Origin of the sequence: Thermococcus peptonophilus, from assembly GCF_001592435.1 — an archaeon.
In the GTDB taxonomy this organism is placed as follows: domain Archaea; phylum Methanobacteriota_B; class Thermococci; order Thermococcales; family Thermococcaceae; genus Thermococcus; species Thermococcus peptonophilus.
In genome coordinates this window covers 1584697-1610968 of sequence record NZ_CP014750.1, presented here as the reverse complement: position 1 = coordinate 1610968, position 26272 = coordinate 1584697, and the positions used below count along the sequence as shown (strand labels likewise).

The window sequence follows — 26272 nt, the reverse complement described above, 5'->3', positions numbered from 1 at the left end:
TCTTCTTCCGGTGATGCCGCGTGGATAAGGAGGCTTTTTTGGAGCGCGTTAGGGAAGGGGCCGAGTTAATCAAAATGCACATTGAGTTAGGTCACACGATAAGACTCATCTCCCACAGGGATGCGGACGGCATCACGGCCGGTGCTATTCTCGCGAAGGCCGTTGCGAGGGAAGGAGGGACATTCCAGCTCAGCATAGTCAAGCAGGTGAGTGAGGAGCTTATAGACCAGCTTGCAAGGGAGAAGAGGGAAATCTACGTTTTCAGCGACCTCGGCAGCGGCTCAATTGAACTCATCGAAGAAAAGCTGAACTTTGCCACCGTCGTCGTTGCCGACCACCACCCACCAGAAAAGGACTCGTTCTCAACTGATTCCCACATCCTCATTAACCCGGTCCCGTTTGGGGCGAACAGCGTTAGGGACTTGAGCGGCTCTGGGGTGGCTTACTTCGTAGCAAGAGAGATGAACAGGAAAAACAGGGACATGGCTTACATAGCAATCGTCGGTGCCGTTGGGGACATGCAGGAGATAGACGGGACCTTCCACGGGCTCAACATTGAAATCATAGAAGATGGAAAGGAGCTGGGCATTCTTGAAGTCAGGAAAGAGCTCAGGCTCTTTGGAAGGGAGAGCAGGCCGCTCTACCAGATGCTCGCTTATGCTACCAATCCTGAGATTCCAGAGATAACGGGAGACGAAAGGAAGGCGATAGAATGGCTTAGGGCTAAGGGCTTTGACCCGGAGATGAAGTACTGGCAGCTGAGGGAGGAAGAGAAGAGAAAGCTCCACGAGGCTCTTCTTGTTCACATGATAAAGCACGGAGCACCGAAAGAAGCAATAGACAGACTCATTGGCGATGTTGTCATAAGTCCGCTCTACCCTGAGGGGGACGTGAGGCATGAGGCGAGGGAGTTCGCAACGCTTCTCAACGCCACGGGAAGGCTGAACGCTGGAACGCTGGGAGTTGCCATCTGCCTGGGCGACGAGGAAGCCTACAAAGTCGCCAGAAAGATGCTCGATGACTACAAGAAAGAGCAGATAGAGGCGAGGAAGTTCATAATCCAGAACTGGAACATGGCTGAAGAGGGGGAACACGCCTACGTCTTCTACGCTGGCAAGAACATACGGGACACTCTCGTTGGAATAGCGGCTAATATGGCAATCAACGCCGGCCTTGCTGACCCAGAGAAACCGGTTGTGGTTCTGGCTGACAGTGAAGAGGACGAGAACCTTGTAAAGGGCTCTGCAAGAACCACGGAGAAAGCCCTGAAGAAGGGCTACCACCTCGGGGAAGCGTTGAGAGAGGTTGCTGAGAGACTTGGGGGAGAAGGCGGCGGGCACGCCATAGCCGCCGGCATACGCTTCCCGAAGAGCAGGATAGATGAATTCATCAGGCTCTTCAATGAGGCGCTTGGAAGGCAGGTGAAAAAGGATGGAAGTGAAGGCGAGGGTTGAAATCGTCTGGCACTACGGCGATGAAGCCAAGGCGAGGGCAATAGCTGAAGCAATCCAGGTGGACAACGAGAGCATGCCGGAGGAACTAAAGAAAAGTTTAAATGTGCAAACCCGATGGGTTGATGGAGACGTCATAACAAAGGTTAAATACTCGGGTGAGATTGACACCCTCATCAAAGCGCTCGATGACATTGTGTTTTCGGTCAAAATCGCCGAAGATAGCGTAGAGGTGTGAACTGGAGGTGTTAAGATGGCAAGAGGTAACCCAAGGAAGAGGGCCGCTGCGGCTAAGGATAAGTGGAAGATGAAAGAGTGGTACATTGTTTACGCTCCCGAATTCTTCGGGAGCAAGGAGATAGGCCTCACTCCCGCTGACGACCCTGAGAAGGTTATAGGCAGGGTTATTGAAACAACTCTGAAGGACCTCACCGGCGACTTCACCAAGGGCCACGTCAAGCTCTACTTCCAGGTCTACGACGTTAAGGGCCAGAACGCTTACACCAAGTTTAAGGGCCACACCCTCGCGAGGAGCTACATAAGGAGCCTCGTCAGGAGGAGGACCACCAGGGTTGATGGAATATTCAACATCACCACCAAGGACGGCTACAAGCTCCGCGTTATGGGCATGGTCATCGCTTACAGGAGGATTCAGACCAGCCAGGAGAGGGCAATCAGGAAGATCATCCAGGACATCATCTACAAGAAGGCTGAGGAGCTCAACTTCGCTGACTTCGTTCTCCAGTCCGTCAACGGTCAGATAGCCAGCGAGATAGCCAAGGAAGCGAGGAAGATATACCCGATCAAGCGCGCCGAGGTCAGGAAGATAAAGGTTCTCGCCGAGCCTTCCGCCTGAAGGCTCTCTAATATCCTATTTTTAGCTACTTTTCTAGCCATACCTCGTCAAATTGCTACAAAAGGCAAAACGTTATATTAACCGCTTCCAAAATGGATCGGGCCTTAAGGTCATTAAGACTACACTCCACAACAGTCTGAGGAGGTGATACCTTGAAGTTTCTCGTCAAGACCCAGAAGGGCATGGAATCAGTTGCGGGGAATTACATCAGGGAAGCCCTCCCCAACGCTGAAGTCTGGGCTTCTCCCATGGGTTATTCGGGTCTTGTAATAGTTGAAACCAATGATGAGAACGCGGAGGAAAAAATCCTTGAGATACCTGAAGTGGAGCGTGTTATCCCCGTTCTCGTTGAGACGAATGCAGAGCTTGGAGAGATCGTGAAAGCCGCCAATGAGATAGCTAGTCTTATAAGCAAAGATGAAACCTTCGCCGTCAAGACCAAGAGGCGCGGAAAGCACGACTTTTCAAGCATTGACGTCAACCGCGTTCTCGGTGCGAAGATTAAGGAGCTCACCGATGCCGACGTAAACCTGAGCTGGCCAGACAAGGTCGTCCAGGTCGAGATAATAGGAGACAGGGCGTTCATCTCAGTCCTTCCTGGTGAGGAATACCGCAAGTACACCCCGGACAAGTTCGACGCCAGGAAGCTCCTTTCCAAGGTTACCCTTGTTCAAATGCCTTACTGGGGTGATTACAAGGCCTGCAGGAAGTTCGGTGAGAAGATCGGCAGGGCGGCCCAGGCCTTTGAGGTAAAAGAGCTGATCATAGCACCCAAGGAGAAGATGGACGCCTACGAGCTGATGGAGTTCCTCAGGGGCATCAAGACAGGCCAGGAGAGCAGGTACCAGATACAGAGGGAGGCCTATCCTTGGAAGGTCGAGAAGGTTCCTGTCTCGGTGTGGGATCTCTACCAGGTTGTTAGAGACAAGAGGAGGAACAAGAGGTTGCTCATAATCACCGACCCGAAGGGGCCGACTTTAGCAGAGGTCAAGGAAAAGCTGGCAAGGGACATGCACTACGCCAAGGAAGTTGTTATCTTCATAGGCTCACGGGAGGGCATACCAAGGGGCCTCTTCAGGTTTGCCGATTACGTCATTGACCTAGCCCCTTACATGACGTTTGCGACCGAGCACGGCATACCTGCGACGCTGGTCTCTCTCTGGGAGGTTTATGAGGAGTTCCTCAGGAAGAGTGAAGAAAAAGCCGAGGCCCCCTCCTGATCCTTTTCTTTAAATCGGCGTCAGACCCTAAGGTCGTCCTCACCGCTCGGGAATCCGCCGTAGTCATCATCCGCCGGAGTCTTATACCATCTCAAGAGCGTAGAACAGAGCGGCACCGATTAGACCGCCAAAAAGGCTTGCCAGAAAGTTGGTGGAGTTGTTATCTGTGATCCCCTTTTCTTCGAGGGTCGCTCCAATGAGGCTGTCGATGTTAACCCCTATGAACCCGCCGACTGTAACGGCGAGTATCATCTCCCAAGTGTGAGTGGTCAGTGGTAGGGCAAAGAGAGCTATTATCAAAGCCCCGATAAGGGCTATAATCTCACCCTGGAGAGAGACGGCACCATCCGTTCCAGGTGTGACGGGTTTCAAGTTGGTTATCAGCCTCGGTCTTCTTCCGAGAATCTTCCCTAGCTCACTCGCCAGAGTATCTCCGTTCACAGTGGCTATTGAGGCAAACGTTGCTGCCCAGAAAATGTCCTCCTTCACAGCCGTTTCTATCAGAAGGAATATCAGCACAGCCAACCCGTTCCCAAGAACGTTACCAAGGCCTCTTGTTCCGTTGTTTGGCTGTGCAAGGCCTTTTTTAACCTTTTCTTTGTATTTATATTTGGTAGCCAAAACTCCAAGGATAAGGAACACCAAAAGCGCCAGAAACGTCCATATTCCACCAAATACAAGGACGCCTAAGCCCAAGAAGCCCGCGGCTACCGAACCATTGGCATCCAAGGCCCGGGAGCGATATGCCAGGATTCCAAGGAGGAGCACTGTGATTATATCAGCAATGATGTTCAAAGTCATCACCGTCATCTTGGTAGTGCTCTGAAGAAGGTTTATTACTTTTTCCCTATTTGAAAATAGAAGAGGAACAGAGACTAGAGAGTCTCAAACTTGATTGTCTCAGTAATGAACGTGACATCCATGTGGTCTATCGCTGGCACCTTCTTGGAGATCTCAGAGATTATTCTTTCAAGCTCCCTCATGTCCTTCGGCCCAATTACGTGGATCACAAGGTTGTGCGAGCCGAGTGCACGCTGGATTACCTTGACGTGTTCATCCGTCTTGAGGGCCTCTATGGCCTCCCTGACATCCGCCCCCGGCTTCAGAGTAATGCCCAGAACAACGTGAATGTAGCCAAGGGCATCATAATCGGGTATCACTGTGTACTTCAAAATTACACCGCTCTGCTCAAGGCGGTTCATCCTGCGGGAAATCCTCTGCCTTGTTGTGCCAAGAAGCTCGGCAAGCTCCTTGTATGTGAGGCGGGCGTTCTTTGAGAGGAGCTTGAGGATGCGATGGTCAACGGGATTTATTTTATCCGCCATCACAGTCACCCCCTAACGTTTGTTTGAGTTGTTTACAAATGCATATAAAAATGTTTCGTTTTTGGATGTACTTCGACATAATCCAGTTATTAGGGTGCCACCAGAAATCTTGGTAAACTGGCTATTGGATATTCAAAAGTGTTACGGTTACGTGGTTTTACTACGCAGATACAAGAACAAAGATAAAACTATCAGCATCACAAATCTCTCTTTAAGTATTTAAGCACGGTATTGTTAAGGGCTTGGAAGGCGTCAATTCCATAGTAGTTGGCTATACAGAGAAGGGCGTAGAGAACGTCGCCGAGTTCCTCTTCAAGTTTTTCTTTTTTCTCACTCCCCTTAACGCCCTCGACCGCGAGCATGGCATCGGCGAGTTCACCGACTTCCTCCACTAGCGCCGCAAGCATCTGGAAAGGGGGCCAGTAGCCCCCCTGCTTCTGAATCAGTTCATCGACCCTCTTCTGAAGTTCATTCATCTCCAACGAGCACCCCCTCCACTTTCTTTAAGAGCTCTTCAATCCTCTCTGTGTTGGCCTTATAGAAGCGCATCCTGCCCTCCCTGCGCTCCTTCAAAAGGCCGAGCGTCTTTAGTGTACGTAGGTGATGGCTTATGAGGGTCTGATCCTCACCGAGGACTTCAGAGAGCAGGCACACACAGAGCCAGTGGTCGCGGGTGAGCTTCAGAATCTTGAGCCTTATCGGGTTGGACAGGGCCTTTAGGAACTCAATTAGTTCTTTATCAACTTCCGGTTCAAGCTCCGCTTCCATCTCGGGAAGTCCGCATTTCTCGTAGCACTTGAAGACGCTCTTTTTGGGCCTCTCAGGAAGTTTCTCCACTACGTCCCTTACCTTCATATTCCCCACCGAGGAAAATCCTACAGATCCCTAAATAAATCTTTTTCACATGAAATATTCAATCAATGATCTCAATAAAAACTTCTTCTCCAGAGGATGTGTAGGCCCTCACATCGTCCTCGGTGAAGGGCCAGGAGATTATCAGATGAACTCCCCCGAACTTTGAGAAGAACCTCAGGTCAGCCTCAGAGGGCCAGAAAGTCGGTGATGGATGGGAGTGAACAGTCCCCTTTATGCTCTCATCCAGCGGGAGCATCCAGTGGTCGAAAAAGACGGAATTTCTGCCTGAGTACTGGCGGGGAGCTATCAGAACTTCCTCGAAAATTCCGTTCTTCTCCCTCAAAAAGCCGGCAAACTCGTTTGGATAGGCACTCCGGGCTAACTGAAGAAGGTATTCCAGAAGCTCCCTCCGGATTTTTATCGTTTTCATGGGCGGCACCTCAAAATGGGAAGAAAGGTCAGCGAAGCGAAGAGTCATCACCGCTCAGGTGTCCTCGGCATCATCACGCCTTCTCAAGGTACTTTTCGAGGCTCTTGGACGGGACATCTAGAGGAAGCCCTATCTTCTCAAGAGCCACGCGGAGAGCGTAGACCCTAGCGTGCTCAAGGAACGGTTCATCGGCGTAGGCTGAAGGCTCGAACGCCTCGTAGGCCTCCACAACCTTCGGGATGTCGGACTTTTTAACCTTTTTGAACGCCGAGAACTCGCCTTCTATACCCTCAAGGTCTATGTGCGCATACGCGGGAAGCTTCAGAGTGACCGTCTCGTTGATGCTCGCCAGAAGTCTGGCAACGTCAAGTAGGGGCGTTTTCTCGTCTATGATGAGCCTCTTGACAACTATCCACTTTCCATGCTTGGCAGTGAAGTTCACGTGATCTTCCTCGTACGGAAACTCAACGTCAACCCCAGTAAGCTCACCTTCGGGGTAATTAACGGGGACTATTTCCTCTAGTGTTATCCTGACGAGGACAGCCTTTGCTGCATCTACGAGCAACTTCTTGAGCTTTTTGTCTCCTTCCTTGACCAGTGCACCCAGCTTCCTTGATGTTCCAGGAGATTTTAGAGCAACTATCGTGTCGCTGAGAGTGTCTTTTCTGACTTCTTCTGCCAGTCGTCTTATTCCCTCAAGGTCAATGTTCTCTGACATGTAATGAGGTATCCTAGTGTTAACGGAGTTCGCTATCCCTGCTAGGAAGTGGGCAACGGCCTCGTCCTCAAGCTCCGTGAGCTTCTTGGCAACCTGCCAGTCATTATGTTTTGCTGTGAATGCAACGTGCTCCTCTATCCTCATGTTCTCACCGAAGAGAGTTTGATATTTGGCTTTTAGCTTTTTTGTGGAGATACCGGTACCCTCAAAAAAGGTTATAAATTGGGTCAATCCACTCAACCCTAGAGCTGAGAGAGGGAAGAAAGATGGACGACGAGTCCACCAAGGAGAGACTGGTCCCCCGCGAGTACGGAGAAAGTCTCGATCTGGGGATTGATTTCAAGACTACGGAGGAAATTCCAGTACCTGAAAGGCTTATCGACCAGGTCATCGGTCAGGAACATGCCGTTGAAGTCATAAAAACTGCCGCCAACCAGAGGAGGCACGTCCTCCTTATAGGCGAGCCGGGAACGGGTAAGTCAATGCTCGGCCAGGCAATGGCGGAGCTCCTCCCAACGGAAAACCTGGAGGACATCCTGGTCTTTCCAAACCCCGAAGACGAGAACATGCCCAAGATAAAGACAGTTCCCGCCTGCCAAGGAAGGCGCATAGTGGAGAACTACCGCCGGAAAGCAAAAGATCAGGAGGGAATCAAGAACTACCTCCTCATGTTCGTCATATTCACGGTAATACTAGCAATCCTCATGGAGCCAACCGCAACCACTCTCCTCATGGGAATGTTCGTGGTGCTCCTCAGCATGATGGTGCTCTCCAACATGCGCTTCAGGAACACGGTTCTCGTGCCGAAGTTGCTCGTTGACAACTGCGGCAGGACGAAGGCCCCCTTCGTTGACGCCACTGGTGCACACGCAGGAGCACTGCTCGGCGACGTCAGGCACGACCCCTTCCAGAGCGGCGGCCTCGGAACGCCCGCCCATGAGCGCGTTGAGCCGGGCATGATACACCGCGCCCACAAGGGAGTCCTCTTCATAGACGAGATAGCCACCCTCTCCCTCAAGATGCAGCAGAGCCTACTCACGGCGATGCAGGAGAAGAAGTTCCCCATAACAGGTCAGAGCGAGATGTCAAGCGGTGCAATGGTGAGAACCGAACCGGTTCCGTGCGACTTCATTCTCGTCGCGGCCGGAAACTTAGACACCATAGACAAAATGCACCCTGCTCTGCGCTCCCGTATAAGGGGCTACGGTTACGAGGTCTACATGAGGACCACGATGCCCGACACCATCGAGAACAGGAAAAAGCTCGTCCAGTTCGTTGCCCAGGAAGTCAAGAGGGACGGCAAGATACCGCACTTCACTAAAGAGGCCGTTGAGGAGATAGTGAGAGAAGCTCAGAAGAGAGCCGGAAGAAAGGGCCACCTCACCCTCCGCCTCAGGGATCTCGGCGGTATCGTCAGGGCCGCCGGCGATATAGCCGTCAAGAAAGGCAAGAAGTACGTCGAGAAAGAGGATGTCCTTGAGGCAATGAGAATGGCCAAACCGCTGGAGAAACAGCTCGCCGACTGGTACATAGAGAACAAGAAGGAGTACCAGGTCATAAAGACCGAGGGCGGCGAGATAGGCAGAGTGAACGGCCTCGCCGTTATAGGCGAGCAGAGCGGTATAGTGCTCCCGATAGAGGCAGTTGTTGCCCCGGCTGCGAGCAAGGAAGAGGGCAAAATCATAGTCACCGGAAAGCTCGGTGAGATAGCAAAGGAAGCTGTCCAGAACGTCTCGGCAATAATCAAGCGCTACAAAGGGGAGGACATCAGCAGGTACGACATCCACGTCCAGTTCCTCCAGACTTATGAGGGCGTCGAAGGTGACTCGGCGAGCATAAGCGTTGCAACGGCCGTCATCTCGGCTCTTGAGAACATACCAATAAGGCAGGACGTCGCTATGACAGGCTCTCTCAGCGTCCGCGGAGAAGTGCTCCCAATAGGTGGGGCGACGCCAAAGATAGAGGCTGCGATAGAGGCGGGCATAAAGAAGGTCATAATACCCAAGGCCAACGAGAAGGACGTCTTCCTCAGCCCAGACAAGGCGGAGAAGATTGAAATCTACCCGGTCGAGACCATAGACCAGGTGCTGGAGATAGCACTCCAGGACGGGCCGGAGAAGGACGAGCTTCTCAGGAGAATAAGGGAGGCCCTGCCGCTTTATGGGTCTTCATGAATTCTTATTTTGTTTGCATCTAATTAATTGTGAGGTCATCTCCTTGTTCTCTCTTTGAACCTTAGGATAAAGAAGAGAACGACCATGAAAACCGTTACGGCCTCGCTGACCTCAAAGGGCAGAATACCAACGACTCCAAGGGTATAGAGAATGGTTAAAAGGATCACCAGAGCAAGAAGAATACGGTAAACCTGCTTCTTCTTCATCTCAGGCACCTTCCATTACTCCCTAGATAGAGTCTTTCCGAGTCTGAACAGATCAACCCTGGTTATGATGCCAACGATCTTCCCAGCCTTGTCTTGGACAAGAACGGCAGGGTGATCCTCAAGGAGGTACTTGACAACCTCAAGGTCTTCATCCTCATTGACGATTGGGAAAGGTTCTTCCATGACCTCCATAACCTTGTGCCCATAAATGTCGTCGTACTCAAGGCTCTGACGCACAAGCGTCCTCTCGGTGATTGAACCAACGACCTTGTTTCCGGAGATGACTGGAATCTGGGAGATGTTGTGTTCGCTCATAAGCCGGATGACCTTCTCCACGCTGTCGTAGGGCTTGACCGATATGACTGGAGATGACATGACATCCTTAGCCTTCGGCTGGGCCTTTTTGCACTCAAGGAGGGCTTGAAGAATCCGGTTGAGGGTTGAGAGCCTTGGATCAACCTTTCCGGCCTCGAGCTTGGCTATGTAGGCCTGAGTAACTCCAGCTTTTTTTGCAAGCTCCTCCTGTGTTATACCCAGCTCCTTTCGGATTTTCCTGATCTCCCGGGGGTCTATCGGCCGGGGTATGGTGACCATCAATAACCACCAGTTATTGGACGGTGGTGGGTATTATAAGGCTTTCTTGAGAAGTGCATCGAAGTGTGGGCCGGGTACAGAGGCCCGCGGTCACTGCTCCCGCGGGTGGATGCTCCCGGCCCTGTGGGCTCGGCGTGAGCACGCTCCGCTCACGGAACCCGATGCCTTGCGGAGGCGGTTGTACCGAGCCCTGCGAGGAGACTGACTGTCCCCTCGCTGTCGGCATGTTAAAGTATCCGGAGAAGTTTAAAAACATAGCTCAACCGGTGGAGATTAAGATAATACCCATAACTGCCAAGGCTAAGCCTTCGAAGATTCTCCTGTTAGGCTTCTCACCGAGGAGGAGAACAGCCAGAAGTGAGGATATAATCGGGTTTATTGCCGAAACGGGCGCCGCTATCGGGGAACCGACCTTTGAAACTGAGTACACAAATAGGTACTGACCGAGAATCAGTCCGAGCACAGCGGCACCGCTTATCGTTAGAAATTCACCCAGTGTAATGCTCCTAATCTCTCCATGGTACTTCGGAAGAAGGATGGTGATACCCATTGCTGCAAACATCATTCTAATACCGGCAAGTTGAAGTACCGGGACGTCAGAGCTCAAGTAGTCCAGTAGAGTTATTGCCACACTCCAAGATATTGGGGCCAATAGGGCATATACAAAACCGAGTCCATCAACCTGCTCCTCTTCCTCTGCTCTCCTGACTAGTATTATGGCCGTTACGACCAGCAGGGCCCCAATAACCACCTGAATACTGACTTTTCTGCTCAAAAGGAGGACAGCCCACAGTATTGTCCAGAGGGGGTACGTGGAGGTAATCGGTACTGTCCTTGACACTCCCATCCGTTTTAAGGCAGAGAAGTAGAAGTAATCCCCTATAACGAAACCAAACTGGGCAGAGATAAAAGCCACCAGAAGAAGCCTGGGAGAAAGTCCAAAGACTCCCATATTGTTTGTAACGAGGAAAATACCCAAGAAAGTCAGGGCTGCAACATAGAGCCGTAAAATATTCGCACTTATGGGGGACAGCCTTTTTAAACCTATTCTCACAAGGATAGTCGCTGACGCCCACGAAAACGCCGAAACCAGCGCCGCGAGGATTCCAATCATCAGGGAGTTCATGGTGCACACTTGAAGAGACACTTTAAAAAATTATTGGCTTAGCGTTTAGATGTCCATAGAAGAGATGCTTTTATTAGTCTCCCCATTTAAGAATACATTTGATAATGATGAACCAGGCAAAAACTGACTACCGGATGATGAGGATCTTGAGTGCTGAACAAAAAAGAATGGAATCAGCGGAGGATTATGTTGAGCTTCCGCAAGCGGATTGAGATGCTGTACTCACTGGACACCTCTTTGATAACCCTGTTTATGGTGTTGGCAACATCCTCCTTTATTTTTTCATCAGAGACTCCCGAGTACGCACCAAAGAGCCCACCAACTTCTTCCTTTGCGAAGCTGGCCTCTATATCAACATACACAGTGGAACCCTGAACCTCGTGGTTGAGCTTTAACCACTTAAAGGTAACACGGGGCACAAGTTTCAGCTCCGCATGAATTCTAGCCTTGAGAGCATCAATCGCCGGCTCAACCCTACTCTTAAGAAGGGTCTGTTCTGCTTCCTTCTTCTTTTCCTCAGTTAGGAACGCAAGCTCGTCTATTCCTGCCTCCTGAAGAAGCTTCTCTACCTCTTTCTCTAGGAGTTCTTTCTTTGCCAGGATTTCGGAGGCCTTTGCGGACGTTGGCTTCGCGGGGGGTTTAGAAGGAACAGCGCCCTTAGGGCGAATCACCTCAACCGTAACGGTGTGAATTGAAATGTAGCGTTCTATGGCTTTAGAGAGCTCCCTCGCATGACGGGCCAGCACGGTTCTAATAGCCCTCTCTGCGGTGTCCTTATCATATTCTCCCTTCACAACGATTGAGAGATTTATCTCGAACTCATTTCTCCCCTTTATATCAAAGTACGCGCGCTCCACTTCCATTCCTGCGCCTTCAATTTCCTGGATAACAGTTCTGGCAAAGTTGCTGAAATACGGCCACACGTCCTCAAGCACTGACAGCTGGATCTTCTTTGCCCTGTCAACGTAGTCGGTTTTCTTCTTTTCTTTTTCAATTATTTCCCTGGGTTTAGCCTCTTCACCATTGAGAATAACCCTTATGTCCTTGAGTATCGGCTTGTACTCCGAGACCCGAAGTATTATGGGGGCGTTCTTGCTTACTATATGAAAAATCCTCCTCTCCGAAATCTCTATATCCCTGCGGTTTTTGCTTTCCGAGCTCCCGTAGACGGTAACATTGAGGTATACGACGCCCTCACCCACAGTGCCGTCGAATTCAATCTTCCTTATTCTGATTCCACGGATTTTTTCAGAGTCCCTCTGTATAGCCTCAGCGTATTTCTTAAATGCTTCATCCGGGATTTCTCCACTCTCGAGCTTTATGGAAATCTCGGGCTCAGTCGTTGTTTCCACTTTCTGGGGCGCAAGCTCCGGGGGTTTTTCAGCTTTCGGAACAGTTAGTTCTCTTTCAGGAACGATCTTCTTTGGCGGTTGCGGCTTCTCAACGATCTCTGCTTTGGGTGTTCTACCGGCCCCCCCAAAGAGCTCACCGAGGGGCACTTTTGGTGTCTCTGAGTATGCCTCAAGGTTCTCAGCTATGGCAAGTTTTAGTTCTATTTCATCCAGAGAATAAACGTCAACTATCATTGGCTTGCCAAGGAGAGCTCTGAAGAGCTCGAGTGTTTTATCCCCGCCGTATTTTTCTTTGGTATCCACTACAATGCCTTCAGCCGCGAGAACCTTACTGCTATCGAGCAGGAGAGTTATGTAATACTTGTTCTCAGCATCCTTTGAGAAGATTTTAAGGAAGACTCCCCTTTCCCGGGCGAGGGCCTTTTGAATCAGATTGGCTAAATCTATTTTAGACATAACGACCGCGTTCTCCACCAAGGGAGTCTTTGTTGGAAGCTCCATCGGCACCACCATTAGCTATATATATCGCCTCATCAATAGAACCAAATGCCAAGTCCACTTCATAGTGTACTGTGGTAACTATTTAAACATTATTGTCCTACTAGGGTGATGCTGATGAGGATACTAATACTCGGTGGTGGCATCCTGGGACGCCTGATAGCGGAGGCACTCCGCGGTGAATTTGAGGTAACCATCATAGAGAAAGACGAGCTGAGAGCTCAAACCCTGAGTGAAGGCGGGTTAAATGTAGTCCAAGGTGATTTTTCATATACTGCCACACTCCTGAAAGCAGGCATCGACAGGGCAGACCTCTTAGTGATAACTACGATGGACCTCGGAACCATCAAAAAAACTGTTTATGTGGTAAGGAGCAACAACAAGGACATCCCGATAGTTACAGTCCTACCTGAGGGCACAACTCTTGAGAGCTTTAAAGAGGACCTAAAAGCCTCATTTGAGGCCGATTTAGCCATTGACTACGCAATAACACCAATGGATGCTCTTAGGGATGCCCTTCTGAGGGTCATTCACCGCATTGGTGAAAAGAAGAACCTGAACCTCCTCCTCAAAAAGTTAAGGGAGCTTAGAGAGTCCGCCGATACACTTGGAATAATAATGCACGACAATCCAGATCCGGATTCAATAGCAAGCGCCACAGCTCTGGCGGCTATTGCCCAGACGCTTGGATTTAAAACAAAGATTTTCCACGGTGGGGAGATAACCCACCACGAAAACAGAGCTTTCATAAACCTGCTTGGAATTGAACTCACCAAAGTTTCAAGGGGATCGTATGAAATAAAGAGGATGCCATTCCTTGCATTGGTGGACTGCCAGCCAAACGGCAATCTGACCATCCTCGAAGATGCCGACCTCGAGAAGATCAAGATAGTGATAGACCACCACCAGATCCTCCAGCACCTAAGTGAGCTACTGCCCGAAGACGCGTTCACAGATATCCGTCCAGAGGTAAACTCAGCTTCTGCTATCCTTGCGGAATATCTCAGGGGAATGAACTATCCTCTGACCCCGGCTCTGGCTACGGCACTGTTCTATGGAATATACGTGGACACCAAAAAGTTCTCCAAGCTCAGCCCGGTGGATCTGAAGGCAATTGAGTTCCTCGCAGGAAAGGTCGATTACGAAGTTCTCGACAAGATAGAGCACCCTGACATAAGCACCGAAACTGCCGAGATACTCGCAAGGGCAATACTGAATCGCAGGATGTACAAGAACGTCGTTATCAGCAACGTGGGCTTCATAAAGAACAGAGATGCCCTGGCAGAGGCGGCGGACTTCCTCCTTAGGCTGGAAGGAATAACAACCGTTCTGGTCTTTGGTATAGTAGAAGACTACATAGAGATGTCCGCCAGAACTCGCGACGTCCGCGTCAACATAGGGAAAGTCATGAAGGATGCATTCGGGGAAATCGGCAGTGGCGGCGGCCATGCCCGTGCAGGGGGTGCAAGAATCCCGCTCGGGCTCTTCAAGCTGGCCAAAGACAAGAACTCCCTCCTTAGGCTAGCGGAGGAGGCTATAACGGAAAAATTCCTTGAAGCACTGAACATAAAGGAAGGCTAAAGGAAAAGCGGACGATTCCCTGTTCTTTTTTAATTGCAAGAATTACTCCTCTTTTGCCCTTACGAGTATTATATCTCCAATTGCGGTAACGCGGTCGTAGGGGACACCAACCTTCTCACCGGGAAGCACTAGTGCCAGCACCCTGCCGCGGCCCTGATCTATCTCTATTAGAACCTCATCAACATAACCGACGTAGTTGCCTTTTGTGTTGTATATCTGCTTGCCGTATATTGCCGAGAGCCTCATCACCATTGCAATCACCAGGGCAGGTTAGCAATGGACGTATTTAAACGTTGTCTTTTGGAACGCCCCCAAATCGTTCGAACCCCCACCTCATCAGAGCACCAGACACCAAAAAAAGGGCTATACGTCCGCTACCCTTTATCACTGAAAAGAGGCCGCCCTCAGCTTCCTGGAATGGCTCAAATCCCCTAAACAAGAGAAGAGCAGCTGCAAATCCACCAACATAATTAGAAAAGCCCAAAATTGCATCACTTAAATCGGTGGGTTTTGTCACAAAGGCAACTACCAGGGCTAGAAACGCAAAAATGTAATCAAGGCTTTTCACTCCGCCCCCATATGCCCAAGAGAGTATGAGTACCGCAGTGAAAACCACCCCCATCAAGGAAGCCGCAGGGGCAACACTAAACTCAGTCCGCCCGAGATACAATCCGAGCGCAACACCCACAGCCGCACCCAGAAGTATGGAGTAGGACAAGTAATCCCTGCTTGGAGCATATCCAAAGAAAACAACCAAGAATCCCAAAAAGGCTCCCAGCCCAAAGTACGTCAGAACAGCGTTCAATTTGCCATTCATTGAATTACCTCCAGTCGTATCCTGTCCCCATCTTTAAGCTTCAACTTCTCCCTTAAATTTACCGGTGCAATTACCTCCGCTATCCTGGGTGGGTGTATCGTTCGAGAAGGAACGACTATGGCCCCTTCAATGTCCTCTATCCTAACGGGGTAGGCTTTAACATCACCAAAAGTTCTGCCATCTTTGACGAAGCCGGGAATTATTACTGGTCTAATATTACAGACCGCATCAAGCACGGTTTTGGGAAACAGAATTTTAACGTTCAGAGTGCCAGGATACGGCTTGAACCCAAGGTACTCCTCAATGAGAGGTTCGTACTGCTTTACATAATAAGCCCCCTCTCCCAGCCCGGATACAACTTCGCCCACTATCACGCCTTTTGAGAGTGCGTTTGATATTTTGTCGCAGATATCCTGAAGAAAATCGAGGCCTTTTGGGAGAATCTCAATATATGTTTTCTTTCCTTCTGTCTTTCTCTCTATCAGCCCATCATCCTCAAGTTCAGCAAGAAGACGGAGAACAGTCTGGGGGGATGTATTAAGGGCATCGGCAAGTTCCCTTATCGTAATTCGAACGGGCCGTCCTATCGCGTTTCTCTTAGATAACTCAATGAGCATCAATATTTTCTTCATTTTACTGCCACCTTTACAACCTCTGTTGTTACGTTTTAAAATGTTTCGCAATAACATTGTTTGGAAGTTAGATGTTATCCATAGGAGCGGTCTCTATGTCCAGTTACGCTCTCAGGCGAGAAAGGACACTGCAAGAGCCATGATAAGGAGACTTCCAGCCCTCACAATCTCGGCAACGGCGCCGATGCAGTCCCCATTAATGCCGCCAAAATTCTTTAGTGAGAGTCTTATTATGTAGGCCCCAAAGACAAGTCCCAAAACCCCACTCATGCTCAGTGGATCAGTGAGAAAAGCTAGAGAGGAGAGCAGGACATAGAGAAAAACTCCCAGAGCAAGCTGCATCCTATTTATTTTCTCCATGAAATACGCACCCAAACCATTCCCAAGGGGCTTTTTAGTTGCCAGAGCAAACAGCATTGCCGTTTTTGAGTTCAGCTCGGCTAGGAAGAGGGCGTAGAAAGGAAGGAACTGAAGGGAATAAACTTGAAGGAGAATAACCATCACTACCGCAAAGAGCCCGGCTATACCAGTGTTCACGTCCTTCATAACCTGAATTTTCTTCTCTCTGTCACCTTTTGCCATTATTCCATCGGCCCAGTCCGCTAAACCATCGAGGTGGAGCAAACCAATCATCCAGTAAAGGGCAAGAACCGCGAGTAAATTAGCGAGGGGAAGTTTAAGGTACAAGATGAGAATCGGAAGGGCTGAGCTGACCAGCGCCACAAGTGGAAAGGCCCACAGTTCGCTTCGGGCCTTTTCAAAATCCCCTTTGACGGGGATTCTTGTGAGGAATGGCAGGATGTTCCTCATGCAATCACCCGGTTTAATTATCCAAACCGTTTAAGGCTTAAAAACTTGCCTTAAGAACAACGTGTTGGGAAGCCTATTTATTATCCTCCGGTTCATTAACCACGTAATACCCATCGCGATACTTTAAAACCGGCACAAGCTTCTCTACGAGCTCAGGCTTCTTCAGTATGCTCTTTAACCGTTTCTCGTGGGCCTTGAATCCCCTCGATAGCCATGAAGGGTACACCTTCAAGCGCTCACCGCATAAAAGCCCTTTTTCCTCACATCTAACCCACAAATCCTCTGCTCGTGCCTTTCCTCTCTCGTGGGCTTCCAAGTAGAGATCCCAGAGAGTTGGCCTCCTTGTCCATTCAACTCCCAAAAATCCCATTCCACAGCAGTCAATGATTTTAGGCTCGTGAAGGTGGAACAGGCCTTCTTTACACGTTGCAAAGGTAAGTTTTCTTTTTCTTGCCTCTTTCGCAAAGATCTCCGCTTTTTCGAGTTTATATCTGAGGGAAACCTGAATCAATGGAGCTTCTTCGTTTGCCGTTCTCGGGAGATAAGACTCCCACTCCTCATCGTAGACATCGGTGAACTCCGAAAAGAGCCGCTTGTAGAGTCCAAAGGCCTCCCTTTCAATGCGCAGGAACTCGATTATAACCATCTTTGCGCCAGCACTTGAGATTTCGTCGAGAAACCCTTCCACGTTTCTATCGCTCAAGCCCGGGACGAGGGGCTGAATCCTCACCACAACTGGGATTCCGGCTTCGCTCGCTTTTTCCACGAACTTCAATCTGTCCTCTATTGGACTGGCAAAGGGTTCGAGAATTTTGACCTCTGGATAGTCTTTTTTGGCCAGTATGCTTACCTGGAGAACCAGAAGGCCCCTGGAAGCGAGGTCTTCAAGCACTTTGAAGTGCTTCTCAGAGGGATGAAGTTTGGTATTTACGATGACCGGCACGTTGAGTTTGTAGGCCAGCTTTAGGGCCCTAAGAGTTATCTTCGCAGGAGGCTGGAAGGGTTCACTCAGAGTTGAAAACCGGATGGGTGTCACCGAGATGCCGCTTTCAACGAGTCTTCCAAAGGATTTGACGAGTCTGAGCACATCAAAGATGGGCTTTGGCTTTCCGTGAGGCCCCCTGTACCATCTGGCATAGCAGTATGTACACCCAAGCGAACAGGTCGTAAAAACCTCTCCCCTGACTATGCTGTGGCACAGTCCGCTCACGTGACTGCTCGTGCCTATCATAAAGCGCCCAAGCTTCGTCATTATCAACAGGTACTCGTGGCAGGTTTTATAATTTTCACGTCACGAGGATTGTAGGTAAGACAAGAGCAGCAATAAAGTACGATAACCTAAGAACCTGTTTCAAAAACTTTTGTCATGCACCCAGCTATAAACCCGCCGATGGCATCATCAAGGAACGGCGGAAGTTCGGCCAGGATTCCAGGCTTCCTCGTATCGTAGTAGAAGAAGTTGAAGAGCGCCATCTTTCCACCGATGTACTCGGCGATGTTTATCCCGATGAGTTCATCCGCCACAAGGTTCACAGGGTCACCTTCAACTCTGAAACCCTCTTCGAGAAGCAGGGCGGCCATCAAAAGGGCCTGGACGTTGATATCGGTTAGGTAGCGGAGCATCAGCTCTCTGAGCTTTTCTCTGGCGGCTTCTTTTTCCTCCCCTATATAGAGCTCCATGGCTGTGTCGAGCATCCCTTCCAGGGTTACCCCTTTGGATTCGAGCTTTTTGAGGAGTTCTTGAGAATTCATTTTCTCACCAGCCTGAACTTCATCCACCAGTACCTCTCGCTCTCTTCAACGGACTTCACTTCGAGGCCAAACCTTTCTTCAAAGAAGGGAGCTTCCAAGACGACAGTGTGAAACTCACCGGCCTCCCCAACTGGGTCAACGTGAGGGTTGGCGCTGAGAAAATCTTCCAGATCATCAACCGAGCGGAAGATGTAGCCGAGCCATTCCCTTCCAAGCTTTTCTCTGTCCACGGCAATTATAGCCCACTCAAAGTCAGCCCCCAGCATCTCTTCGGCAAGCTCTCTCGTGTTCCTTCCCCAGAGGGGCTCTAGGCTTTTAACTCTAGCTTTCTCGGCAAGGAGCTTTACCCACCCCAGGTGGTCTTCGAGGTAAACATCACCCGCGATGAGATAGTCTACGCCGAGTGATCCTATGAACTCCGCCAGTGCATCGCTCCCCTCCTTCATGTCAAAGGTCAGCAACTCCTTCCCCACTGCATCCGCCAGCACTTTTAACGCCTCAAAGTTCTCCCAGTGGGGCGAGAGGCCTATGCTCGTTTTGAGAGTTAGGAGATACGGCACATCTATTCCTTCTCTCTCTGCAAGGTAGAGAGCGTAAAGTCCGTCTTTGCCGCCTGAAAAGAACGCGACTCCCCTACCCATCAAACCACCAAACATATAAACCCCATGGAGTTTTTATCCATTATGCTCCTAGAACTCAAAAGGCTCAGGAAGGTTGGAGAGGTTTATCTCAACCCAAGGAATCTGAAGACTGCTCCCCCGCTTATCCGGGACTGGAGGGACTTCCTATCGCTTGACGAGAAAACCTACGGAGTTTACGCAAGGACGATCTACAACCCCTCCGAGAGATTTCTTGTGATCGAGAAACAGGATATTAGCGTGGGAAAAGGGCTCATGGAACTCTACCAGGAACTTTTGGAAAACCCCACATATTTCTGCGGCGAAGAGAACTACCGCTATCAGCTCCAGGTTAGGGAGTTTAAAGGACTGCCCCTTGCCAACGGCTGGCCCGGTTCGGGAGTAGTGCTCGTGGGGGAAGCCCCCGGGAGAAGGGGTTGCGGAAAGACCGGGATATGCTTCTACCGGGACGCTTCAGGGATGCTCCTCAGGAAAGTTCTGTTCGCGCTTGGAGTGAACCCCGACTTCGTTTACATAACCAACGTCGTCAAGTGCAATCCGCCCGGGAACAGGCTGAGAGGTGTCCCAGAGGGCGCGCTGGAGTTTCTTGCTGAAGAGCTGGAGATTTTGAGACCAAAAGCCCTCTTTGCTGTTGGTAGAACTGCGGAGAGGGCCTTGGGTGAGCTCGGCTTTGATGCGGTTTACATCCGCCATCCTGCGTGGTACGTGAGGAGGGGCGTTAGGGAACCAAACGAGGAAATCCTCAAGGAATACCGCGTAATAACGGGGGCATTTGGGGAATGGGCACTTTAGTCCTTTTCCTGCTGGCCTTCACATGGGATTTGGCACTCGGAGAGCCTCCTGCGGTAGTTCACCCAGTAGTCTGGTTCGGAAAGATGGCCGGTTTTCTTGACTCCAGATATGAAAGGCGCTCTCCAGTCATTGATTTTACAGCCGGCCTAATCACAGCGCTAACGGTGATTTTCTTAGCTTTTCTGCTTTCAATACTGCCGTTTTACACGCATTTTCCTCTCAACTATCTTCTTGCTGTTTACCTCCTCAAGAGCTCTTTTGCCATAAGGAGCCTCCACGAGCATGTTTCGAGGACGGTAACTAACGATCTCGAGGAGAAGAGAAGGGCAGTCTCAATGATAGTGAGCAGGGACACCAAAATCCTTGACGAGGCCCATCTAAATTCCGCCGCGATAGAGAGCCTAGCGGAGAACCTGAACGATTCTGTCATTGCTCCACTCTTTTATTTTCTCCTCTTTGGACTCCCCGGGGCGGTTGTTTATCGCGCCGTGAACACTCTCGATGCGATGCTCGGCTATAGAAACGAGCGTTACGAGTTCTTTGGCAAGTTTTCGGCGAGGCTCGACGACGTTCTCAACTTCATTCCGGCCCGTCTAACGGTTCTCCTCTACCTTCCGCTGGGTAGAAAGAAAGTTTTGGAGTACTACAAGCTAGCAAGGTTCAAGATAAACTCCGACAAGCCTATAGCTGTGATGAGTGCGGTTCTTAGAGTCTGGCTCGAAAAGCCTGGTGTTTACAGCTTCCCAGGTGGAGAGCCAAAAAACGAGGACATAAAACAAGCTTTGAAAGTTTACTGGACCGTAGTTGCAGAATGGACGTTAATAATTACTATACTGCTGGGGTTGGGGGTGTGTCCATGCTTGAGCCCGTGAAGTTCTCGGCATATCACGGTGGAGCAAGGAGAAAGGAAGAAGGCCTGATAGACTTCTCGGCCTCCCTTAATCCCTACCCTCCGAAGTGGCTGAATGAGATGTTCGAGAGGGCCAAGGAGATAAGCGACCGCTATCCCTACTACGAAGAGCTTGAGGACGGCCTGTCAGAACTGGTAGGAGAGTCCGTTACCGTGACGGCCGGAATAACCGAGGCCCTTTACCTCCTAGGAATCCTCGCGCTGAGGAGAAGGAAGGTGATAATCCCAACTCACACCTACGGCGAGTACGAAAGGGTCGCCAGAATCTTCGGGGCAGATGTTATTAAGGGACCGAACGATCCAGAGGGACTCTCCCAGCTCGTTGAGGAAAGTTCCGTCGTCTTCTTCTGCAACCCCAACAACCCGGACGGGAGGTTCTACAGGGAAAAAGGGCTAAGACCCCTCCTGGACGCCATAGAGGACAAGAACGCCTTACTCGTCCTTGACGAGGCCTTCATTGACTTCGTTGAAAGGCCCGAAAGCCCGGAGGGGGAGAACATTGTGAAGCTAAGGACGTTCACCAAGAGCTACGGCCTGCCTGGGATAAGGATCGGCTATGTTCTGGGCTTTAGCGAAGCTTTCAGGAGCGTCAGGATGCCGTGGGCAATAGGCTCGACTGGAGTAGCATTCCTTGAGTTCTTGATGGATGACATGTTCCAACACCTGAGGAAGACAATGCCATTAATCTGGCGGGAAAAGAAACGGATCGAAAAAGCCCTTGGGGTCAAGAGCGATGCGAACTTCTTCATAAAACACGTGGAAAATGCCAAAAAGACTGTTGAGGAGCTGAAGAAGAGGGGAATACTCGTGAGGGACTGCACAAGCTTCGGCCTTCCAGAATACATTAGGTTCTCGGTCAGGAAGCCGGAGGAGAACGAGGTGCTAATTAGAGCATTCCAGGAGATTGAAAACAAAACACTTTAACGTCAGAACTACCATTCATATTTTGGTGGTCTATGTGCACGAGCTCTACACCATCCTCGCCGAGTACTACGACGCGATCTACCAGAGGAGGGTCGAGAGGGTTAAGGAGGAGATAGACTTCGTGGAGGAGATCTTTAGAGAGGACGCGGAGAGGGAAATTAAACGGGTTCTCGACCTCGCCTGTGGCACAGGCATTCCTACCCTTGAGCTGGCCCGGAGGGGCTACGAAGTCATTGGTCTTGACCTGCATGAAGAGATGCTGAGGGTTGCGAGGCGGAAGGCGGAGGCTCAAGGGCTGAACGTCAAGTTCATTCAGGGCAATGCCCTCGATATAAGCTTTGATGAGGAGTTCGACGCTGTTACGATGTTCTTCTCCTCAATCATGTATTTCGATGATTCTGCAATTCAGGAATTATTTAATTCTGTAAGGCAGGCGCTGAAGCCAGGAGGGATCTTCATAGCTGACTTCCCATGCTGGTTCTACGGCGGGAACGATGGCCCGATAGTGTGGGACGAAAGGAGAGGAGATGAAAGGCTCGTGATAACCGACTGGCGGGAGGTTGAGCCGGCATTTCAAAAGCTCCGCTTTAAGAGGCTCGTGCAAATAATCAGGCCGAACGGAGAGACAAAAGCGTTTTTCGTTGATGACGAACTCAATATCTACACGCCGAGAGAGATGAGACTTCTGGCAACGCGGCACTTCCATGAGGTCAAAATCTACGGGAACCTGAGGAGGAGCCTCGCCCCCAATGATAGGAGGTACTGGCTGGTGGCCGTGAAGTGACCCAAACTTTTTTAAACCTCCTGTCCATTTTCATACCCCGGTGGTGCCTATCGTCCACCGTAACACCGATTTCAACCCATGAATTTCAGGCATTCCACCCTTCTGGGTTAGTTCAGGTTCCGGCACCACCGCGGCTAAGGTTTTTAAAAGGCCCTTCTGAGGTTATCCCATCTTTAGAAAACCCAAAAGGTGATGCCCATGCTCCCCAAAAACTACGACCCCAACGAGATTGAGCCCAAGTGGCAGAAGTTCTGGCTCGATGAGAAGATATATAAGTACGAACTGGACGAAAAGAGGCCGAGCTACGCGATTGATACACCCCCACCGTTCACGAGCGGGACACTCCATCTCGGCCACGTTCTCAGCCACACCTGGATCGACATTATAGCTAGGTATAAGAGGATGACCGGCTACAACGTGCTCTTTCCCCAGGGATTCGACAACCACGGACTCCCGACCGAGCTGAAAGTCGAGAAGGAGTTCGGAATAAGCAAGGACCAGCCCGAGCTCTTCCTTAAGAAGTGCATCGAGTGGACCTGGCAGGCCATCGAAGCTATGAGGAACCAGTTCATAAGGATAGGCTATTCCGCCGACTGGGATCTCGAATATCACACTATGGACGACTGGTATAAGGCAGCTGTCCAGAAGTCCCTCATCGAGTTCTACAAGAAGGGGTTGCTCTACCAGGCGGAGCATCCGGTTTACTGGTGCCCGAGATGTAGGACGAGCTTAGCTAAGGCTGAAGTTGGCTACGTTGAAGAGGAGGGCTTCCTCTACTATATCAAGCTTCCACTGGCGGACGGCTCCGGCTACGTTCCAATAGCCACCACCAGACCTGAGCTCATGCCCGCTTGTGTTGCCGTCTTCGTTCACCCAGATGATGAACGCTACAAGGACGTTGTCGGCAAGAAGGTTAAGCTCCCGATATTCGAGAGGGAAGTTCCCGTTCTGGCCGACGAGGACGTTGACCCGAGCTTTGGAACGGGAGCGGTCTACAACTGTACCTACGGCGACGAGCAGGACGTAGTCTGGCAGAAGCGCTACAACCTTCCGGTTATCATTGCCATCAACGAGGACGGAACCATGAACGAGAACGCCGGGCCCTACGCCGGCCTCAAGACAGAGGAAGCCAGAAAGAAGATAGCCGAAGACCTTGAAAAGATGGGCCTCCTCTACAAGAAGGAGAAGATAAAGCACAGGGTTCTCCGCCACACCGAGAGGAGCTCCTGTATGGCCCCCATCGAGCTCCTGCCGAAGAAGCAGTGGTTCATCAAGGTTAAGGACTTCACGGATGAAATAGTTAAAGTTGCCGAGGGGATCAACTGGTATCCGAGCGACATGTTCCTCCGCCTGAAGGACTGGGCGGAGTCGATGGACTGGGACTGGGTCATCAGCAGGCAGAGAGTCTTTGGAACGCCGATACCCTTCTGGGTCTGCGATAACGGCGAGATAATCCTGCCGAACGAGGAAGACTTACCCGTTGATCCGCGCTTCGACAAGCCCCCGAGGAAGTGTTCCGACGGGAGCGAGCCAAAGCCAGTAACTGACGTCCTCGACTGCTGGGTCGATTCAAGTATAACTCCGCTCATAATCACGAAATGGCACGAGGCCATCAAGGGCGACGAAAAGGCCAAGAAGTGGTTCGAGCACAACTTCCCCACCGCTCTAAGGCCGCAGGGGACCGACATCATAAGAACGTGGGCATTCTACACAATATTCAGGACGTGGGTTCTTACCGGCCAGAAACCCTGGCACGACATCCTCATCAACGGTATGGTCGCTGGACCTGACGGAAGGAAGATGAGCAAGAGCTATGGTAACGTTGTTGCTCCGGACGAGGTCATTCCGAAGTACGGCGCCGATGCCCTCAGGCTCTGGACGGCTTTAGCGCCGCCAGGAGAGGACCATCCGTTCAAGTGGGAGACAGTCGACTACAACTACCGCTTCCTCCAGAAGGTCTGGAACATCTACCGCTTCGCCGAGAGGCACCTTGAGGGCTTTGATCCTTCAAACGCCCCGGAGGAGCTTGAGCCGCTCGACCGCTGGATACTCAGCAGACTTCACAGGCTCATCAAGTTCGCGACGGAGGAGATGGAGAAGTACCGCTTCAACCTGCTTACAAGAGAGCTGATAACCTTCGTCTGGCATGAAGTGGCCGATGACTACATCGAGATGATCAAGTACCGGCTCTACGGCGACGACGAGGAGAGCAAGCTGAAGGCCAAGGCGGCCCTCTACGAACTGCTTTACAACGTGATGCTTCTACTGGCTCCGTTCGTGCCTCACATTACCGAGGAGCTCTACCAGAACCTCTTCCGCGATAGGATTGGAGTGAAGAGCGTCCACCTTCTCGAGTGGCCGAAGTACGACGAGGCCAGGATAGATGAGGAGGCTGAAAAGCTCGGAGAGCTCGCTCGCGAGATAATAGGTGCCATGAGACGCTACAAGAACAGCCACGGCCTCTCGCTCAACGCCAAGCTCAAGCACGTCGCTATCTACGCCACCGATTCCTATGAGAAGCTCAAGACGATCGAGAAGGACATAGCTGGAACTATGAACATCGAGAAGCTTGAGATAATCAAGGGCGAGCCCGAGCTTGAAGAGAGGATCATCGAGATAAAGCCAAACTTCAAGAGCGTTGGGCCGAAGTATGGCAAGCTCGTGCCAAAGATCATCGCCTACCTCAAGGAGAACGCGGAGGAGGTGGCAAAGGCCCTCAAGGAGAGCGGAAAGGTCGAGTTCGGGGTCGACGGTCAGAAGGTCGAGCTGAGCAAGGACGATATCGTGCTCAGGAAGGCCGTCTTCAGCGAGGGAGAAGAGGTCGAGACGGCGGTCGTCGGGGACGCCGTCGTTCTGTTCTTCTGAGCTTGCCTTCTTTACATTTCCTGTTCTTTGGGTCAACTTTTTAAAGCCATTTTCAAAGAGGGTGGAAGGTGAGAGACTATGAAGAGACTACCCGGCAGCGTGAGAAGAGCTATTCGCGCGAGATACTACGACATAGAGCCGCGAGCGTGGATTGGAAAGAGAGGATTAGCCGAGAGTGTTATCGAAGAGATAAACACCCAGCTTGAGAAGGACGGAATCCTGAAGGTCGAGATAAGGAAGGGCGCGCTCATCTCAACCGGAATGGACAGAAAGGCCCTAGCAGAGAGGGTCGCGGAGCTCACCGACAGCGAGCTTATAGACATCAGGGGCAAAAGGTTTATATTGTTCAAACCGAGGGAAGGCTGGGAAAGGTATTTAAGGCGCCTTGAAAGAAAGGCGTCCGCCCAGAGGCGGGAGGAGAAACCCGTCCAGAAAGTCAGGCTCGATATCGCTAACTTCAGGAAGAAGTTTAAGAAGGGGAGGGATTGAAAGATGGCGACTGTCTATGACGTTCCCGGTGACCTGCTCGTCGAGAGGGTTGCCAAGGCTCTGAAGGAGGTTCCCGAGATAAAGCCACCAGAGTGGGCCCCGTTCGTCAAGACCGGGAGGCACAAGGAGAGGCTTCCCGAGCAGGAGGACTGGTGGTACTACCGCGTTGCCAGCGTCTTCAGGAAGGTCTACGTGGACGGACCCGTTGGAATAGAGAGGCTCAGAACCTGGTACGGCGGAAGGAAGAACCGCGGTCACGCTCCGGAACACTTCTACAAGGCCGGAGGAAGCATCATCAGGAAGGCCCTCCAGCAGCTTGAGGCCGCTGGGTTCGTCCAGAAGGTTCCGGGCGAGGGAAGGATCGTTACTCCAAAGGGCCAGAGCTTCCTCGACAAGATAGCCACCGAGCTCAAGAAGGAGCTTGAGGAGCAGATCCCCGAGCTCAAGAAGTACTGAGCTCTCTTCTCATATGT

General features: G+C 51.0%; 30 protein-coding genes. 13 read left to right on the top strand and 17 right to left on the bottom strand.

Translation table 11 applies throughout. The features are described 5' to 3' along the window. The first annotated feature begins 20 nt into the window (after window positions 1-20). From A0127_RS08675 to A0127_RS08660, 4 genes are all read left to right on the top strand, one after another. Window positions 21-1454 (top strand): single-stranded-DNA-specific exonuclease RecJ, encoded by a 1434-nt coding sequence (locus A0127_RS08675; RefSeq protein ID WP_062390399.1) that lies wholly within the window; start codon window positions 21-23, stop codon window positions 1452-1454. After that, entirely contained in the window at window positions 1432-1689 is a 258-nt protein-coding gene (locus A0127_RS08670) for a KEOPS complex subunit Pcc1 (RefSeq protein ID WP_062390397.1), read from the top strand. Before A0127_RS08675 ends, A0127_RS08670 begins: the two co-directional genes overlap by 23 nt. A gap of 15 nt (window positions 1690-1704) precedes the next feature. Next, window positions 1705-2307: a 30S ribosomal protein S3ae gene (locus A0127_RS08665; RefSeq protein WP_062390395.1), complete on the top strand. Its 603-nt coding sequence runs from the start codon at window positions 1705-1707 to the stop codon at window positions 2305-2307. Window positions 2308-2459: 152 nt separating this feature from the next. Then, window positions 2460-3527, top strand: a complete 1068-nt coding sequence (locus A0127_RS08660; protein WP_062390393.1) for an SPOUT family RNA methylase — start codon at window positions 2460-2462, stop codon at window positions 3525-3527. Between the two features lie 81 nt (window positions 3528-3608). Here the strand turns inward: A0127_RS08660 and A0127_RS08655 are convergent, their stop codons facing one another. From A0127_RS08655 to A0127_RS08630, 6 genes are all read right to left on the bottom strand, one after another. Continuing rightward, a complete protein-coding gene (locus tag A0127_RS08655) occupies window positions 3609-4328 on the bottom strand; it encodes a DUF92 domain-containing protein (RefSeq protein WP_062390391.1) in 720 nt (239 codons plus the stop codon). Window positions 4329-4402: 74 nt separating this feature from the next. After that, window positions 4403-4852 carry an Lrp/AsnC family transcriptional regulator gene (locus A0127_RS08650; RefSeq protein WP_062390389.1) on the bottom strand — a complete coding sequence of 150 codons (450 nt, stop codon included), beginning with the start codon at window positions 4850-4852 and terminating at the stop codon, window positions 4403-4405. A gap of 197 nt (window positions 4853-5049) precedes the next feature. After that, window positions 5050-5328: a MazG nucleotide pyrophosphohydrolase domain-containing protein gene (locus A0127_RS08645; protein WP_062390907.1), complete on the bottom strand. Its 279-nt coding sequence runs from the start codon at window positions 5326-5328 to the stop codon at window positions 5050-5052. Further along, the gene (locus tag A0127_RS08640; RefSeq protein ID WP_062390387.1) at window positions 5321-5707 is read right to left on the bottom strand and encodes an ArsR/SmtB family transcription factor; all 387 of its coding nucleotides are present in this window, start codon (window positions 5705-5707) and stop codon (window positions 5321-5323) included. The genes A0127_RS08645 and A0127_RS08640 overlap by 8 nt, the downstream gene beginning before the upstream one ends. 58 nt (window positions 5708-5765) lie before the next feature. Continuing rightward, the gene (locus A0127_RS08635) at window positions 5766-6137 is read right to left on the bottom strand and encodes a Mov34/MPN/PAD-1 family protein (protein WP_062390385.1); all 372 of its coding nucleotides are present in this window, start codon (window positions 6135-6137) and stop codon (window positions 5766-5768) included. Window positions 6138-6210: 73 nt separating this feature from the next. Continuing rightward, complete coding sequence (locus A0127_RS08630) at window positions 6211-6999, bottom strand: DUF2666 domain-containing protein (RefSeq protein ID WP_062390384.1); 789 nt, start codon at window positions 6997-6999, stop codon at window positions 6211-6213. A gap of 122 nt (window positions 7000-7121) precedes the next feature. On the opposite strand from A0127_RS08630, the gene lonB reads away from it, so the two are divergent. Next, window positions 7122-9029, top strand: coding sequence for an ATP-dependent protease LonB (gene lonB, locus A0127_RS08625; RefSeq protein ID WP_062390382.1), 1908 nt, complete (start codon window positions 7122-7124; stop codon window positions 9027-9029). Between the two features lie 35 nt (window positions 9030-9064). On the opposite strand, the gene A0127_RS10435 is transcribed toward lonB, so the two are convergent. From A0127_RS10435 to A0127_RS08610, 4 genes are all read right to left on the bottom strand, one after another. After that, a complete protein-coding gene (locus A0127_RS10435) occupies window positions 9065-9235 on the bottom strand; it encodes a hypothetical protein (RefSeq protein WP_197463578.1) in 171 nt (56 codons plus the stop codon). Window positions 9236-9250: 15 nt separating this feature from the next. Then, complete coding sequence (locus A0127_RS08620; protein ID WP_062390380.1) at window positions 9251-9829, bottom strand: CBS domain-containing protein; 579 nt, start codon at window positions 9827-9829, stop codon at window positions 9251-9253. Window positions 9830-10088: 259 nt separating this feature from the next. Then, a complete protein-coding gene (locus A0127_RS08615) occupies window positions 10089-10955 on the bottom strand; it encodes a DMT family transporter (protein ID WP_062390377.1) in 867 nt (288 codons plus the stop codon). 173 nt (window positions 10956-11128) lie between these two features. Further along, the gene (locus A0127_RS08610; RefSeq protein ID WP_062390375.1) at window positions 11129-12808 is read right to left on the bottom strand and encodes a hypothetical protein; all 1680 of its coding nucleotides are present in this window, start codon (window positions 12806-12808) and stop codon (window positions 11129-11131) included. Between the two features lie 114 nt (window positions 12809-12922). Here A0127_RS08610 and A0127_RS08605 point away from each other — a divergent pair, with 114 nt between their 5' ends. Next, window positions 12923-14386 (top strand): DHH family phosphoesterase, encoded by a 1464-nt coding sequence (locus tag A0127_RS08605; protein WP_062390372.1) that lies wholly within the window; start codon window positions 12923-12925, stop codon window positions 14384-14386. A gap of 42 nt (window positions 14387-14428) precedes the next feature. Here the strand turns inward: A0127_RS08605 and A0127_RS08600 are convergent, their stop codons facing one another. From A0127_RS08600 to A0127_RS08570, 7 genes are all read right to left on the bottom strand, one after another. Beyond that, entirely contained in the window at window positions 14429-14638 is a 210-nt protein-coding gene (locus tag A0127_RS08600) for a PRC-barrel domain-containing protein (RefSeq protein WP_054841391.1), read from the bottom strand. A 34-nt stretch (window positions 14639-14672) separates the two neighbouring features. Then, complete coding sequence (locus A0127_RS08595; protein WP_062390370.1) at window positions 14673-15203, bottom strand: hypothetical protein; 531 nt, start codon at window positions 15201-15203, stop codon at window positions 14673-14675. Then, the gene (locus tag A0127_RS08590; protein ID WP_062390368.1) at window positions 15200-15835 is read right to left on the bottom strand and encodes a DUF120 domain-containing protein; all 636 of its coding nucleotides are present in this window, start codon (window positions 15833-15835) and stop codon (window positions 15200-15202) included. Before A0127_RS08590 ends, A0127_RS08595 begins: the two co-directional genes overlap by 4 nt. 111 nt (window positions 15836-15946) lie before the next feature. After that, entirely contained in the window at window positions 15947-16645 is a 699-nt protein-coding gene (gene cobS / locus A0127_RS08585) for an adenosylcobinamide-GDP ribazoletransferase (RefSeq protein ID WP_062390366.1), read from the bottom strand. A 73-nt stretch (window positions 16646-16718) separates the two neighbouring features. After that, the gene (locus A0127_RS08580; protein ID WP_062390364.1) at window positions 16719-17897 is read right to left on the bottom strand and encodes a radical SAM protein; all 1179 of its coding nucleotides are present in this window, start codon (window positions 17895-17897) and stop codon (window positions 16719-16721) included. An 86-nt stretch (window positions 17898-17983) separates the two neighbouring features. After that, the gene (cobZ, locus tag A0127_RS08575) at window positions 17984-18397 is read right to left on the bottom strand and encodes an alpha-ribazole phosphatase CobZ (RefSeq protein ID WP_062390358.1); all 414 of its coding nucleotides are present in this window, start codon (window positions 18395-18397) and stop codon (window positions 17984-17986) included. After that, window positions 18394-19038, bottom strand: coding sequence for a PAB0415 family putative ATP pyrophosphatase (locus A0127_RS08570; RefSeq protein WP_062390357.1), 645 nt, complete (start codon window positions 19036-19038; stop codon window positions 18394-18396). The genes cobZ and A0127_RS08570 overlap by 4 nt, the downstream gene beginning before the upstream one ends. Window positions 19039-19080: 42 nt before the next feature. Here A0127_RS08570 and A0127_RS08565 point away from each other — a divergent pair, with 42 nt between their 5' ends. The 7 genes from A0127_RS08565 to A0127_RS08535 all read left to right on the top strand — a co-directional run bounded on the left by A0127_RS08565 (window position 19081) and on the right by A0127_RS08535 (window position 26255). Next, window positions 19081-19827, top strand: a complete 747-nt coding sequence (locus A0127_RS08565; RefSeq protein ID WP_062390355.1) for a uracil-DNA glycosylase family protein — start codon at window positions 19081-19083, stop codon at window positions 19825-19827. Then, a complete protein-coding gene (gene cbiB / locus A0127_RS08560; protein ID WP_062390353.1) occupies window positions 19815-20699 on the top strand; it encodes an adenosylcobinamide-phosphate synthase CbiB in 885 nt (294 codons plus the stop codon). Before A0127_RS08565 ends, cbiB begins: the two co-directional genes overlap by 13 nt. After that, window positions 20684-21661: an aminotransferase class I/II-fold pyridoxal phosphate-dependent enzyme gene (locus A0127_RS08555; protein WP_062390351.1), complete on the top strand. Its 978-nt coding sequence runs from the start codon at window positions 20684-20686 to the stop codon at window positions 21659-21661. Before cbiB ends, A0127_RS08555 begins: the two co-directional genes overlap by 16 nt. A 34-nt stretch (window positions 21662-21695) precedes the next feature. Beyond that, entirely contained in the window at window positions 21696-22445 is a 750-nt protein-coding gene (locus A0127_RS08550) for a class I SAM-dependent methyltransferase (RefSeq protein WP_062390349.1), read from the top strand. 198 nt (window positions 22446-22643) lie between these two features. Continuing rightward, window positions 22644-25310 (top strand): valine--tRNA ligase, encoded by a 2667-nt coding sequence (locus tag A0127_RS08545; RefSeq protein WP_062390347.1) that lies wholly within the window; start codon window positions 22644-22646, stop codon window positions 25308-25310. Window positions 25311-25388: 78 nt separating this feature from the next. Then, window positions 25389-25799 (top strand): YhbY family RNA-binding protein, encoded by a 411-nt coding sequence (locus A0127_RS08540; protein WP_062390346.1) that lies wholly within the window; start codon window positions 25389-25391, stop codon window positions 25797-25799. A gap of 3 nt (window positions 25800-25802) precedes the next feature. Next, window positions 25803-26255 carry a 30S ribosomal protein S19e gene (locus A0127_RS08535; RefSeq protein WP_062390344.1) on the top strand — a complete coding sequence of 151 codons (453 nt, stop codon included), beginning with the start codon at window positions 25803-25805 and terminating at the stop codon, window positions 26253-26255. Window positions 26256-26272 lie beyond the last annotated feature (17 nt).

Bases quoted from the DNA above. Each gene is read 5' to 3' on its own strand.
- A0127_RS08670 (WP_062390397.1), top strand. From the start codon at position 1,432: ATGGAAGTGAAGGCGAGGGTTGAAATCGTCTGGCACTACGGCGATGAA.
- A0127_RS08665 (WP_062390395.1), top strand. From the start codon at position 1,705: ATGGCAAGAGGTAACCCAAGGAAGAGGGCCGCTGCGGCTAAGGATAAG.
- A0127_RS08655 (WP_062390391.1), bottom strand. From the start codon at position 4,328: ATGACTTTGAACATCATTGCTGATATAATCACAGTGCTCCTCCTTGGA.
- A0127_RS08650 (WP_062390389.1), bottom strand. From the start codon at position 4,852: ATGGCGGATAAAATAAATCCCGTTGACCATCGCATCCTCAAGCTCCTC.
- A0127_RS08645 (WP_062390907.1), bottom strand. From the start codon at position 5,328: ATGAATGAACTTCAGAAGAGGGTCGATGAACTGATTCAGAAGCAGGGG.
- A0127_RS08640 (WP_062390387.1), bottom strand. From the start codon at position 5,707: ATGAAGGTAAGGGACGTAGTGGAGAAACTTCCTGAGAGGCCCAAAAAG.
- A0127_RS08635 (WP_062390385.1), bottom strand. From the start codon at position 6,137: ATGAAAACGATAAAAATCCGGAGGGAGCTTCTGGAATACCTTCTTCAG.
- A0127_RS08630 (WP_062390384.1), bottom strand. From the start codon at position 6,999: ATGAGGATAGAGGAGCACGTTGCATTCACAGCAAAACATAATGACTGG.
- lonB (WP_062390382.1), top strand. From the start codon at position 7,122: ATGGACGACGAGTCCACCAAGGAGAGACTGGTCCCCCGCGAGTACGGA.
- A0127_RS10435 (WP_197463578.1), bottom strand. From the start codon at position 9,235: ATGAAGAAGAAGCAGGTTTACCGTATTCTTCTTGCTCTGGTGATCCTT.
- A0127_RS08620 (WP_062390380.1), bottom strand. From the start codon at position 9,829: ATGGTCACCATACCCCGGCCGATAGACCCCCGGGAGATCAGGAAAATC.
- A0127_RS08615 (WP_062390377.1), bottom strand. From the start codon at position 10,955: ATGAACTCCCTGATGATTGGAATCCTCGCGGCGCTGGTTTCGGCGTTT.
- A0127_RS08610 (WP_062390375.1), bottom strand. From the start codon at position 12,808: ATGGAGCTTCCAACAAAGACTCCCTTGGTGGAGAACGCGGTCGTTATG.
- A0127_RS08605 (WP_062390372.1), top strand. From the start codon at position 12,923: ATGAGGATACTAATACTCGGTGGTGGCATCCTGGGACGCCTGATAGCG.
- A0127_RS08600 (WP_054841391.1), bottom strand. From the start codon at position 14,638: ATGGTGATGAGGCTCTCGGCAATATACGGCAAGCAGATATACAACACA.
- A0127_RS08595 (WP_062390370.1), bottom strand. From the start codon at position 15,203: ATGAATGGCAAATTGAACGCTGTTCTGACGTACTTTGGGCTGGGAGCC.
- A0127_RS08590 (WP_062390368.1), bottom strand. From the start codon at position 15,835: ATGAAGAAAATATTGATGCTCATTGAGTTATCTAAGAGAAACGCGATA.
- cobS (WP_062390366.1), bottom strand. From the start codon at position 16,645: ATGAGGAACATCCTGCCATTCCTCACAAGAATCCCCGTCAAAGGGGAT.
- A0127_RS08580 (WP_062390364.1), bottom strand. From the start codon at position 17,897: ATGACGAAGCTTGGGCGCTTTATGATAGGCACGAGCAGTCACGTGAGC.
- cobZ (WP_062390358.1), bottom strand. From the start codon at position 18,397: ATGAATTCTCAAGAACTCCTCAAAAAGCTCGAATCCAAAGGGGTAACC.
- A0127_RS08570 (WP_062390357.1), bottom strand. From the start codon at position 19,038: ATGGGTAGGGGAGTCGCGTTCTTTTCAGGCGGCAAAGACGGACTTTAC.
- A0127_RS08565 (WP_062390355.1), top strand. From the start codon at position 19,081: ATGCTCCTAGAACTCAAAAGGCTCAGGAAGGTTGGAGAGGTTTATCTC.
- cbiB (WP_062390353.1), top strand. From the start codon at position 19,815: ATGGGCACTTTAGTCCTTTTCCTGCTGGCCTTCACATGGGATTTGGCA.
- A0127_RS08555 (WP_062390351.1), top strand. From the start codon at position 20,684: ATGCTTGAGCCCGTGAAGTTCTCGGCATATCACGGTGGAGCAAGGAGA.
- A0127_RS08545 (WP_062390347.1), top strand. From the start codon at position 22,644: ATGCTCCCCAAAAACTACGACCCCAACGAGATTGAGCCCAAGTGGCAG.
- A0127_RS08540 (WP_062390346.1), top strand. From the start codon at position 25,389: ATGAAGAGACTACCCGGCAGCGTGAGAAGAGCTATTCGCGCGAGATAC.
- A0127_RS08535 (WP_062390344.1), top strand. From the start codon at position 25,803: ATGGCGACTGTCTATGACGTTCCCGGTGACCTGCTCGTCGAGAGGGTT.